The 12825-nt window shown below is 39.8% G+C and carries 9 protein-coding genes; 7 read left to right on the forward strand and 2 right to left on the reverse strand.

Translation table 11 applies throughout. The features are described 5' to 3' along the window. The first annotated feature begins 49 nt into the window (after positions 1-49). The 4 genes from TR08_RS18000 to TR08_RS18015 all read left to right on the forward strand — a co-directional run bounded on the left by TR08_RS18000 (position 50) and on the right by TR08_RS18015 (position 4925). Positions 50-859, forward strand: coding sequence for a CheR family methyltransferase (locus TR08_RS18000; protein ID WP_081954543.1), 810 nt, complete (start codon positions 50-52; stop codon positions 857-859). Next, entirely contained in the window at positions 801-2867 is a 2067-nt protein-coding gene (locus TR08_RS18005; protein ID WP_052427506.1) for a PAS domain S-box protein, read from the forward strand. Before TR08_RS18000 ends, TR08_RS18005 begins: the two co-directional genes overlap by 59 nt. A 39-nt stretch (positions 2868-2906) precedes the next feature. Beyond that, on the forward strand, positions 2907-3848 hold the full coding sequence (locus TR08_RS18010; protein WP_052427507.1) for a sugar ABC transporter substrate-binding protein: 942 nt from the start codon (positions 2907-2909) through the stop codon (positions 3846-3848). Between the two features lie 753 nt (positions 3849-4601). Continuing rightward, on the forward strand, positions 4602-4925 hold the full coding sequence (locus TR08_RS18015) for a hypothetical protein (protein WP_052427510.1): 324 nt from the start codon (positions 4602-4604) through the stop codon (positions 4923-4925). Between the two features lie 32 nt (positions 4926-4957). Here TR08_RS18015 and TR08_RS18020 read toward each other — a convergent pair whose 3' ends face one another. Beyond that, positions 4958-6052 carry a glycerophosphodiester phosphodiesterase family protein gene (locus tag TR08_RS18020; RefSeq protein WP_370576349.1) on the reverse strand — a complete coding sequence of 365 codons (1095 nt, stop codon included), beginning with the start codon at positions 6050-6052 and terminating at the stop codon, positions 4958-4960. 597 nt (positions 6053-6649) lie between these two features. Between TR08_RS18020 and TR08_RS18025 the strand changes: the two genes are divergently transcribed. After that, positions 6650-10069, forward strand: coding sequence for a phosphodiester glycosidase family protein (locus TR08_RS18025; protein ID WP_045520534.1), 3420 nt, complete (start codon positions 6650-6652; stop codon positions 10067-10069). Between the two features lie 368 nt (positions 10070-10437). Further along, entirely contained in the window at positions 10438-10638 is a 201-nt protein-coding gene (locus tag TR08_RS18030) for a twin-arginine translocase TatA/TatE family subunit (protein WP_045520536.1), read from the forward strand. Between the two features lie 189 nt (positions 10639-10827). On the opposite strand, the gene TR08_RS18035 is transcribed toward TR08_RS18030, so the two are convergent. After that, a complete protein-coding gene (locus TR08_RS18035) occupies positions 10828-11748 on the reverse strand; it encodes a DUF4822 domain-containing protein (RefSeq protein ID WP_045520537.1) in 921 nt (306 codons plus the stop codon). Between the two features lie 367 nt (positions 11749-12115). On the opposite strand from TR08_RS18035, the gene TR08_RS18040 reads away from it, so the two are divergent. Continuing rightward, positions 12116-12673: a DUF4865 family protein gene (locus tag TR08_RS18040; protein ID WP_045520539.1), complete on the forward strand. Its 558-nt coding sequence runs from the start codon at positions 12116-12118 to the stop codon at positions 12671-12673. The last annotated feature ends 152 nt before the right edge of the window (positions 12674-12825 follow it).

Here is a 12825-nt window from a genome sequence, read left to right on the forward strand (position 1 = left end):
CGCACAGGTAAAATCACATGAATCTCGTAATCTAGTTCAGGCCGAAGACATTGAGAGAATTGAAATCGAGTTATTACTTGAGGCTGTGTTTCGATATTATGGGTATGATTTTAGAAATTATGCCTTTCCTTTCATCAAAAGGAGGATTAACCATCGCGTTCAGATTGAGAGACTTTCAAGTATATCGGCTCTTCAGGAAAAAATCCTTCGTGAACCTGGTGTGATGGCCGGTATACTTTCCGACTTTTCAATCAATGTTACCGAGATGTTTCGGGATCCAAGCTTTTTTAAGAGTATCCGGACAAAGGTGGTCCCTTTAATAAAGGATTATCCTTCGATTAAAATTTGGCATGTTGGATGTTCTTCAGGTGAGGAAGTGTATTCAATGGCGATACTTCTGCATGAAGAAGGGATCTATGATAAAACAAGAATCTATGCAACCGATTTAAATAAGAGTATTCTCGAAAAAGCAAAACAGGGTACCTTTCCGCTAGAAGGGATGAAGCTCTATACCAAAAACTATATTGAGGCAGGAGGGAAGCAAGCCTTTTCTGAATATTATAAAGCCATTGACGATAAGGTTTGTTTCCACCCATTTCTTCAGAAAAATATGGTTTTTGCCCAGCATAATGTTGTATCAGATCATTCTTTTAACGAGTTTGATATGATTATATGCCGAAATGTTCTCATCTATTTTAATAAGAACCTTCAAAATGATGTTCATCAATTAATATATGAAAGCCTAAGCACCTCAGGTTTTCTTGGCTTAGGAATAAGAGAGGGGGTTAAATTTACACGTTATGAAGACTGTTACGGAGAATTTGATGGACCCGAAAGGCTCTATCGTAAAGTTAAATAATACACCTGCTCAAAAGGTGAATATTTTAATGGTGGATGATCATCCAGAAAACCTTCTGGCATTAGAAGCAGTGCTCACTTCACCAAACTACAACCTCATTAGCGCCCATTCAGGAAAAGAAGCGTTAAAATGCATGCTTCAACATGATTTTGCAGTGATTTTGCTAGATGTTCAAATGCCGGGACTTAATGGCTTTGATACTGCCAAGCTAATAAAGGCGAGAGAAAAAACAAAAAATATCCCTATTATTTTTATAACAGCTATTAGTCAAGATATGGAACATGTTCATCAAGGATACTCCGTAGGTGCGATCGATTATATTTTTAAACCCTTTCAGCCGGAAACATTGAAAAAGAAAATTGAACAGTTTGTCAAAATCCATCAAAATCATCAAGAAAATATCATTCAAACGGATCTAGGACATTTGCTTGAGCTGAATAAAGTCAACAAAAAGTTGGATAGAACCACCCTAAATTTACGTCGGACAGAGGCATTATCAAAAGCCATAAGTGAAACGATAACCGATACCATTGTCACGTTTGATAATCAAGGTTCGATTCTTTCCGTGAATCCGGCCGCAAGGAGCATGTTTGGCTACCAGGCAAAGGAATTGGTGGAAAAACACGTTCTGAAGCTTTTTCCTAAATGGGAGGATGAAGTGTTATCTGACTCATCTGTTTCATTCCTTTCTACGATTAGACAATCGGTAGGAAAGATTATTGAAGTAGTTGCTTGTCGAAAGGATAAAAGCTGCTTCTACGCGGATATGTTAATCGCGTCAACCATCGTTGAGGATGAACAGATTTTTGTTTGTACCATACGTGATGTAACAGAAAGAAAGCAAATAGAAGAAGTTAAAAAACAGAGATTTAATAATTTGGAACATATCGTCGAAGAGCGGACGCTTGAGCTGACCAAGTCAAATGAGAAACTGCAAATAGAAATTGAAGAACGAAAAAAAATTGCCGACCATTTGTTTCGCTCCCAAGAGAGGTTTCGAATTATCTTTGAATCCAGCCCTTGCTTAATGGCGATTTTATCACAGAAGGATCTAACTTTTATTGATGTTAATGCCTGCTGGACAAAATATATGGGTTATAGCTGTGATGAATTGATCCATCGGAAAATAAATAGTAAGAATTTTATTAATGAAGCAACGGAGATGTATATTGATCTAAATAAAAAGATTAGAAACAAGAAAATCAGGTATGAGACGAAAAACGGGGAAGTTCGATCAGGTTTAATATCTACTGAGTTGATTGATATCCATTCCGAACCATGTATACTGCTTGTTTTGACCGATATTACGGACAGGGTACATCTCGAGAATGAAATGTACCGGCTGGACCGATTAAATTTAATCGGCGAGATGGCAGCAGGGATTGCCCATGAGATCAGAAACCCGATGACAACAGTTCAAGGATTTTTACAATTATCAAGGAATAAAGTCGACAATTTATCTACTAATATCATCGATTTAATGCTAGAGGAATTGAACAGGGCAAACTCTATTATCACAGAATTTTTGAATCTAGCTAAAAATAAAATCAGTGTCAAAAAGAAGCAAAACTTGAACGCCATTATTGAAGCTTTATCTCCTCTGATTCAAGCGGAAGCGTTACGATCGAATAAACAGCTTAAGCTTGAATTAGGAGAATTTCCTGACATCTCCCTGGACGAAAAAGAAATTCGCCAGCTCATCTTGAATATTGCCTTAAATGGATTGGATGCCATGACTTCTAATGGGAATTTGACGATTAAAACCTATAAAGACAAGCAGACAGTGGTTCTGCAAATAAAAGATGAAGGCCATGGAATCAGCCCAGAGGTATTATCAAAATTAGGGACACCTTTCTTTACCACAAAGGAAACAGGAACAGGTTTGGGGTTAGCCATATGTTACAGTGTAGCAAAACGGCATGATGCTCAAATTGAAATTGATACGGGTGATGAAGGGACCACTTTCTCTGCTCGATTTCAGCTTATGCCCAGCTTAACCAACGCTTAGGTCCATTCTTTAACACTTAAAGAGAGGGGGAAGGATGTCGTGTTAAAGAACTGGAAAATTATTTTGGTAATTGGTGCTGTCATTTCTGTTATTGTTCTAGGTTTTATATCCGTAACACTAGCTGATAAAAAGCCGACTGTGGTCGTTGTGTTAAAAGAAGGAGAATCAGAATATTGGAAAATTATGAAAGCTGGAATAGAAAAAGGGTTTAAAGACTTTGACATCGATGGAAAGGTGATTTTTCCTAGTGAATCTACAACGCAAGAACAGGCAGATTTATTAAAGAAGACGTACAAAGAAAAGCCTGATGTTATCATTGCGGCACCTATCAGTTCATATGTAGGTCCAACAATAGAAACGTTTACGGATATTCCAATTTTGCTAGTAAATAACGAAATTCCAATGAAAAACAAAACAGCGTATATCGGAACCAATAATCTTGATTTAGGTAAAAAAGCCGGTGCCTTTTTAGCCTCACAGCTACAACCAGGGAATAAGATTGCCATTCTCGGAGGAGATTTGTCTAATTCCGTTTTTAGGGAGCGGATCGAGGGTGCAAAAATTTCGTTGCAAAATGCAGGTATCAAAATCGCCTATGTAAAAACAGGGATACCAAATGATCCCAAAACGATTCAAAGTGTGATAACAAAGCTTATGCGTGACCAGCCTGATATTAAGGGTGTCGTGACTACACATGACAGGATCGCGTTACCGGTAGTCAAGGAGTTAGAGGAACAAGGACTCATGATACCTGTCATTGGGCCGGATGGTCTTACCGAAATGCTTAAGTTAATTGCAGATGGAACCATTCCTGGTACCATGGCCCAAAACCCTTATGATATGGGATATTTAAGCGTTGAAACAGCCATGAAAGTGATAAATGGAGAAAATGTGGAAACATTCGTGGACAGTGGTGTAGACATTATCATAAAAGAGAATGCACAAGATAGATTGAATTTTTATAAGAAAATACTGAAGTAAGTACCTAATGGAATTTTACTAAAAAGTTTTCTTAATTAGAGAATGTAAAAGCCAATGAAATTGAAACAATTAACTAGATAAGTAGAAAGTTTTAAAATTGGAAAATGAGAGCCCGTGAATTTCAAAAAGAAGAAAGAGCGGTCACTCATAGGGTAGATGAGAGCCCGTAAATAGCTAAAAAAAGGAAGTACGGTCACTCATAGGGTAGATGAGAGCCCGAGAATAGTTAAAAGAAGGAAGTGCGGTCACTCATAGGGTAGATGAGAGCCCGAGAATAGTTAAAAGAAGGAAGTGCGGTCACTCATAGGGTAGATGAGAGCCCGAGAATAGTTAAAAGAAGGAAGTGCGGTCACTCATAGGGTAGATGAGAGGCCGTGAATTTCAAAAAGAAGGAAGTGCGGTCACTCATAGGGTAGATGAGAGCCCGAGAATAGTTAAAATAAAGAAGTGCGGTCACTCATAGGGTAGATGAGAGCCCGAGAATAGCTAAAAGAAGAAAGAACGGTCACTCATAGGGTAGATGATAGGCCGTGAATTTCAAAAAGAAGAAAGAGCGGTCACTCATAGGGTAGATGAGAGCCCGAGAATAGTTAAAAGAAGGAAGTGCGGTCACTCATAAGGTAGATGAGAGCCCGAGAATAGCTAAAAGAAGAAAGAACGGTAACTCATAAGGTAGATAGATGAGGGCCCGTGAATAGCTAAAAGTTTCCCAAATTAAATTTTGATCAAGCAAATCACCAGAAAGTAGCAGAAATGATTCGATACAATGTATTGGGTTTTTATAAGGCTCGGATCTACTCACTGAAGATGAACCAGAAGGATTATGTCTTTATCTTTGCCGCCAGCCAGCAAGAGGCATTCCAATTCTATACCAAAACATTTCGTCAAACCCCATTGAACTGTCACGAATATTCGCTAGATTTCCAGCTTGCTAGAGGCAATGGCGTGATTTCGTTTCGGGACATGAGGAAGGAATTCATGAGTTTTCCAGCTATAGCGGGGTATTTTAAGAGGGAGTGGTGGCATCTAAGTGGTAAGGGAGCATATGAATATGACTCTTTAAAAAAAGAACTCTGATCTTTAAGTATCAGAGTTCTTTTCGGATTCAATTAGCGTGATGTATAGCTTTTTGGCAGATCCATTCCATGCTGCCCCATGACCGTACGCAGCCTGTCCGGATAGTCTGTGATGATTCCGTCGACGCCGTCTTCTACAAGCTTGTGCATGGTAGGCTCATCATCAATTGTCCATGGAATGACCTTCATCCCATACTTGTGGGCTTCCTGAACCATGCTTTTGGTGACGTAAGGCTGGTAGTTCTCGTCAGTAATTTTTCCGTTCTGAGGAAAACCGTGGACAGGAGAGATGGCGTCCGCTCCGAACGAGTGGGCCGCAGCCACGAGGTCTCCCCCAAAGTCGTCAATGTCAATTCCACCTAACCACGGTGACGCACCCGCCTGACCTGGCTGCAGGAACTGCGGACCGTTCGTCAGTGCGACGATTGGCAACCGAGGCTCGACTTCACGCATACGCATAAGCGCGCCCCAGTCGAAACTTTGGATTGATACCCTGTTGAGCATTCCTGCTTCGCGTACCTCGCGGGCAACAATTTGCACGAACTCTTCACGGGGAGCGGTCTCATGCGGTGCCCCTGCCTCTACCTTTGTCTCGATGTTCATCCACACCTTATTAGCGTTGTAAAGCTTGACGAGATCGAAAACCTCACTCAACAACGGCATCCGTGCACCAGGGCTAGGAGTCTGCCCCGGATATTGCGGCAATACCTGCGAACCGCAGTCCAGTGTATGTACTTGGGCTAGGGTAAGGTCCTTAATGTACTTACCGACGTATGGATATTCGGGGTCACCAGCGAACGCAGGGCCAGTGTCCTTACACTTGGCGCCGGAGATCTTACGGTCGTGCGTGATAACTGCTTGATGATCTTCGGTAATCTGCACGTCAAGCTCGAGTGTGCTCACACCCAGTTCAAGGGCATGAGAAAATGATGCAATCGTGGACTCAACAGTTAGCCCGAGTCCACCGCGGTGTGCCTGCAGATCGAATTCTTTGGGACCAAAGCTCTTCGAGGCAACTGACCAAGAAGGGTTCTCAGCGGCTGAAGCAGGTTTTACTGACAGTTGACTTGCCGCTGAACATACCATTAGGGCAGCCAAAGTTGCTATAACAAACGTATTCTTTTTCAAATTCTCCACTCCTTATTAATCTATTACTCTAGTAAGTATATAAGGAAAATGTAAATTCCTTGTTAGGCATATGATAAAAAAAAGTAAAGAAAAATAAGAGAATTAACCTAGTTCCTTTGACATATATAAATCTAGCAAATCAAGAAATCATTCTCTTTCAGTATAGATGATCCAATCTCGCCGCACGTCTTCTACACTCTACTCGACATTCATAAGGAGACCGAACGAAACACATAAAACCTACTTTCCATTATAGAATTAGATAATATTTATATAATCATCAACAGATACCGTTTCTATTAAACCAACCATGGTTTCAAATTAATCTCTTTCTTTTGTAATACGCTCAACATTCTACAGTAGGTTTTTGTCGATAAGTTATTCCTATCGGTTTTTTTGAGGGGAAATTTAGTGTAATACTTAAAAACTATCAAAATCAGACGAAAACACCCTCCCGAAAATATAGGTCCATTTCCCTGTTTTTCCTATAAATCCATATATTTACATAATTTACACCGAATCTACACAATCTCTTAAAAATTACATGCTAGTTTAATAGTGTCCAAATAAATATATGTTACTAGGAGGAGTGTTGTGATGAATTTGCGGATTTTATTGATTTGGTCTCTTGGTCTCTCGTTAGTCTTTGGTGCTGTGACCCCTGCATTGGCGGAGCCGGCAGCGAAACATCTTGACCCATCTTCAATCCTTGATGAGCGGCAGGCTCAATCATCTAAAACGGATGAGCCTCAGACAGTCATTGTAGGCGAAAGGGGTACCACCCTTGTTACAAAAGGGCATTCAGAGCAGATTGGTATTGGGGTTGAATTTTCCACATTTGAACGTTTTGATGCCCGCGGCTGGATCAATGGTGAAATGCTGAAGGTGGATTTAAGTAACCCGGCTGTGACTTCTGATCTTTTGCATCCAGGAGTGGTGGCAAAGGCGGAGGGATTATCAAAATCAGCTAATCGTAAAGGGGCGATTGCTGGTGTGAATGGCGACTTTTTTGATATTAATAATACAAATGCTCCGCTTGGTGCAGAAATTGAGAATGGCAAGCTTGTGAAGGGGGCTCAGCCTGGAAGAGAGAAGTCAGCTGGTATTACGAAAGAAGGTATTGGGCAGCTAGCTTCTGTTCTTTTGGATGGAAGCGTAACCTTTCATGGCAGCAAACATTCGCTTTCAGCCTTAAACCAGAGCTCGATTTCTGCAAACGGGATTGGTGCCTATACTTCACTCTGGGGAACGGGTTCTAGAACTGGGGTGGCAAATGGAAGCCAATTAGTGCAAGAAGTGATGGTAGAAAACGGGAAGGTTGTCGAAGTTGGATCAAGCATTACAAATCGATCGATTTCTGAAAACGCATTGATTCTAATTGGCCGTGAGGCAGGTGCAAACACCTTGGGGCACTTAAAGGTAGGAGATGAGGTTTCCATTGAGTATGCTCCAAAGGTAACAAATGTGCAGCCATTTCAATTTGCCATCGGCGGTAATCCGCTTCTTGTAAAAGAGGATGTGGTTCAATCCGTTGACAATACCGTAACAGCACCTCGGACGGCTGTTGGGTTTTCAGCTGATGGTAAAGAGATGTATTTAGTTGTTGTTGATGGTAGACAAACAAGCAGCCGTGGCATGACTCTTTATGAAATGGGAGAGCTTATGAAGGAATTCGGTTCCTCTCATGCTCTTAATCTAGATGGTGGTGGATCCACAACATTGGTTGCCCGTACACCTGGTGGAGATCAAGCCGAGATTAAAAATAATCCATCAGATGGAACAGAACGGGCAGTACCGAATGGCATTGGCATTTTTACTGCAAAAGGAAATGGCATTCTTTCAGGCTTCAATATGACAACTGAGTCGAAATTAGAGCATTCCGATCGCCTATTCCCAGGATTAACAAGAAACTTTTCTGCAACAGGGTTCGATAACGCATATGATCCTGTTCATGCTGGAGATGTAAGCTGGGGAACTCTTCCTGGTGATGTTGGGAAATTTGAAAAGGATGGAATGTTTCGAGCAGAAAAGCCTGGAGCTGCAAAGGTAGAAGCACAGGCGAAAAATAAAAAAGGCACAGCTTCTATTAGGGTTTTAGCTGAGCTTGAGCAAATCAAGCCGAGTGTTCCTAGGCTCGGGTTAGCAGAAGGAACAACAGATACCTTTCATATTAATGGCTTTGATAAAAATGGCTATACTGCACCAATTGAACCTCAAGACGTAAGCTTACACTATGATCCATCCGTTATTGATGTGCAAAAGAACGCAGACGGTACGTTTTCTGCTATGGCAAAGGCAAGCGAAGGTTCGACATTAGTCACAGTAACCGTTAACGATAAAAAGGCTTATCTTCCTGTCACAGTCGGGTTAAAAACAGAGACTGTTTCAGAGATGGAAGCATTGTCTGATTGGCGCTTTTCCTCTGCTCGTGGTTCCGGAAACATTTCATCGGCAGCTGGAAGAACAAACAACGGAATCAAAGTGGCATTTGACTTTACAAATTCAACCGGAACTAGAACAGCCAATCTTCATCCTATACAACCGATTACCCTCCCAGGGGAGCCGCAATCAATTGGCTTATGGGTGAAAGGAAACGGCAAGGGCGAATGGATGTCATTTACTACACGAGGTGCTGATGGAAGCTATCATTACCTATATGGCCCATATGTAACATGGACGGGATGGAAAAAAATCGAGATCCCTGTTCCACAAGGAGTAAAATATCCACTTGAGCTACGAACGATTGGCGCCATTGAGACGAGTAAAGCGAAGCAATACACAGATGAACTTGTCTATGATGACTTGACTGTTAAAATCAGCCAGTCTATTGAGGTACCAGCTGTTCCGGAAAAAGCAGACCCCCTTGTCATGCAAAATGCGGACATAGGGAAGGATCGCTGGAAGTTCGCTGTGATGGCTGACAGTCAATTTGTTGCAAGCTCACCAAACAGCCAGCAAGTTCGTCTAGCGAGAGAAAGCTTAAGACAGATCGTTAAAAATAATCCTGAATTTTTAATAATTGGCGGCGATTTTGTTGATACCGCTTATCCTCAGGACTTTGAGCTGGCAAAGCAAATACTGGAGGAGGAGATTGGCGATAAGTTCCCAATTTATTACGTCCCTGGTAACCATGAAATCATGGGCACAGGAAACCTAGATAACTTTATGAATACCTTTAAGGAAAACAAATACTTTTTCACCCATAAAGGTACACAATTTGCCCTTCTCGATTCTTCAACAGGAAGCTTCCGCACCTCAGATTTTGATCAATTAATAGAGTTTAAAAAGACGTTAGAAAAAGCAGCGACTGACCCTGCTATTAAGAATCTCGTTGTCTTCGGTCACCATCCAACAAGAGATCCACTTTCAACGCAAAATAGCCAGCTAAATGATCGAAAGGAAGCAGAATTAATTGAATCATGGTTAACAAAATTCAGAGAGGATTCAAGTGGAAAAGGCGCCATTTATCTGTCTGGACATGCCCATACAGTCAATGTTGACCGAGTAGATGGTGTTCCTTACATGGTTCTCGGACCAGCTGGAAAAGCTCCTTATGGCCCGGCCAATGACGGTGGCTTCTATGCCTGGACAATGTTTGGCATCGACCCAACATCGATTCCGTCAAAGGCGAATGGACCAGATAAATCCAGTGAGCAAAGCCCAGTACATGATACAGAATGGATTCGAGCAAAAGTAAACCCTCTCCTTGAAGGGGTTACAATCGATGGGCTAGAATCTATCTCAAGCGGTCAAACAGCAGAAGTCAAAGCAACAGGACACCAAGCGGGAAATCTAAACTTCCCACTCCAATATCCAGCAAGCGTCAATTGGAATGGAAGTGAAAATGTCTTTATCGGAACAGGGGAAGGTTTAACAAAAGCAAAAGCATCGAATAACTATCATGCAGTGTTTGATACCGCTACAGGACACCTCACAGGATTGCAAAAAGGGGTGATCACCTTAGAGGTAGAATCAAATGATGTCAAAGCAGAGAAAACCATCACGATATCTGATTAATAGAATTGTTAATTGCTAGCATACGAAAACAAAAAGGGAAGTAACTTGCCTTATAAGTGAGTTACTTCCCTTTCTTATTGCACAATATGTGCATCCAAAAAGCGGTCGTTCGTATCATTGCAGGGATTTGGAACCTTTTCAAACGGATAGTCCTAACTGCCCCTAACAACCTTACCTAAATAAGACTTATTTACTAGTTTTGTCCCCATTAACATACATTTTACAATCTCTAAGTTTATGCTTTACATTCATCCATTAAAGTGTAAGTGACAAAACATGGACAGGAGTGGAAATGCAACGTTAAAGAAAATACCTCAACTTACTGTTTTCGGGAGCTGAAGCCAATACATTTCAGGAGGTGAAAAAATATATTAACCAATATTGGAGTACCAGGATTAATTTTAATTCTCGTCATTGCTTTAGTCATTTTTGGGCCAAAGAAGTTGCAGGAGATTGGACGTGCATTCGGTCCTACGTTGAAAGAATTCAAAAATGCATCCAAAGGGTTAGTTTCTGATGCCGAAGAAGAAAAGGAAGAAGAGAAGAACCAAAAGATGATGGCTTGTTAAGTGGAAGTCGTTTTGTCCCTTGGAGAAAAATAAAATCGTTTCATTTTGTCCCCATCGATGCTAACCATAAATTCAGATGGATTATAAACAAGAAAAAGAACATCAGATACGTATAATGTGTCTGGTGTTCTTTTTCTTTGGTTTGTATATCACAATGTTGGTTCCCGGCTAATGTAGCTGCAGCTTCTATTATTTAGTGAATTTTAGTTTGAAATTACCTTTGTATGGTACATGCTCAACCGTTATGAATATTTCATTTCCATCCTTATCTTTTCCTTTTCTTTTATAGGTGAATTTATTTTCATTAAGCTCAGTAAGCTCAAGTACTGCACCATAATTCATTCCCTGTGAAACATGAGCTCTTATCTTATTACCGTGAACAACATGGTAATATCCATAATCACCACGGCTTTGACCTGTTTTAGCATCAAAAAATTCATATTTATTTGTTTTAAAATCATATCTTGCAAGACCTAAAAAATTCGAATTATAGCTTGAGACATCATTTCCTTTTTCATCCAGTGCTACTGTCCCTTGCCATAAGGTGCCAGATAAAATTTTGTCTCCGTCCACATCAGTAACTACTTTTCCTGTAAAAGTGTTTAAAGTCTTATCAGGTGTAGAAAAGGAAAGTTCTGTTTCATTATAAGGAATATGGACAACGAACACTTCTACATCATTACCTTTAGCATCTTTGCCCATTCTTTTATAGGTAAACATATTGTCGGTTAGTTTAGTGATTTCAACTAAAGCTTGGTATCCTTTCGATTCGGAGATTAAAACTCTAATCTTCCCATCATTTGTAATAAAAAAGGTTCCATAATCGCCACGACTTTGTTTTGTCGTTTTATCAAAAAACTCATATCTCGCAGTTTTATGATCATATTTTGCAAGACCAATAAAGTTTTCATTTTCCTTTGTTAAGTCATTATTGTCCTTATCATAGACCTTTGTTCCTTGCCAATTTGTACTACTCAGAATTCTAGCCAATTCCTGCCCTTTGGTTAATTTTCCCTTTTCTTCGATATTGCCCTCAGCATTTGTTATTAATTGAAAGGGGAAAAATAAAGCCATGCTTAAAATACATAATAACAACATTCGTTTTTTCATTCATTTTCCTCCATATAGATAAATTTAACATACCTACAAACACAATATATATCTTTCTCCATTGCCTTCTGAATATACATTGCTAATAGAAAGTTACGCTCGAGTGGCATATATCATCAATCCGCCATATAAATATCTAAATCTATATAAGGCCAATTAACGTCTGGCAAATAGCAACAAACGTAACATCTGGACAAGCCCAATTTTGTGACCGGATGGGGATTTAATGGGTGTTTGCCTTAGTTAGAATGATAGAAGGATTTTTCTGTTTAGAAGCGAATCATTAAGAAGGTAATGGAACAATGAAGAGAAATACATAGAATATGTTTCTATTTTATAACCAGTCTAATCGAAAAGGGGAGATAGAATGTTTACATCACAATACAAGATTATATTACCAAGTGATTATGACATGAACATAATCAAGGAAAGAGTCGTAAATAATGGCCACAAAACAGATGGATTTGATGATTTGAAATTCAAACTTTATCTGATCACAGAAAAAGGGGTAAATAATAATTTGCAAAATAGTTATTCCCCGTTATATCTTTGGAAAAATCACAACGGCCTTAACAAATTCTTGTTTGAGGGCTTTTATGACAACATCCTGAACTCTTTTGGATGGCAACAAGTCCAGGTGGGAATTCCACTAGTAGACCCGCCATCAAACATCGAACGGTATAAATATCTGTATCAAAAGACAAAGCAAATAGAGCCAAAAGGGAGTCTGATTTACACTAAGGATGAAATACTAAAGGAAATCCAAATCATCGAAAACACAGAATATATGGTTATTTATAATCCCGATAAGTGGGATTATCAGGTTTTTTACTTTTTAGACGATTTAAGTATTTTAACAGAACAAGTAAATGGAGTTGTTTACCAAATACTGCATATATCACAAGATAGCAGCCTTACGGATTAACATAAATCGTGATTACCTATCAGACAATAAGTAAAATCTTTGTGTTTTTATTTAATAGAACATAATAATATTATGTTAACTGGGAATTAATTCCCAAACTTAAATTATAAAAATGCCCGCCGTATTAGAGGCGGGCATGCTTTTTTTTATAA

Source organism: Neobacillus niacini, assembly GCF_000759675.1.
GTDB lineage: Bacteria > Bacillota > Bacilli > Bacillales > Cytobacillaceae > Neobacillus > Neobacillus niacini_A.

Coding starts and splice junctions, on each gene's coding strand:
- TR08_RS18005 (WP_052427506.1), top strand. CDS start 801: ATGAAGACTGTTACGGAGAATTTGATGGACCCGAAAGGCTCTATCGTA.
- TR08_RS18015 (WP_052427510.1), top strand. CDS start 4,602: ATGATTCGATACAATGTATTGGGTTTTTATAAGGCTCGGATCTACTCA.
- TR08_RS18025 (WP_045520534.1), top strand. CDS start 6,650: ATGAATTTGCGGATTTTATTGATTTGGTCTCTTGGTCTCTCGTTAGTC.
- TR08_RS18035 (WP_045520537.1), bottom strand. CDS start 11,748: ATGAAAAAACGAATGTTGTTATTATGTATTTTAAGCATGGCTTTATTT.
- TR08_RS18040 (WP_045520539.1), top strand. CDS start 12,116: ATGTTTACATCACAATACAAGATTATATTACCAAGTGATTATGACATG.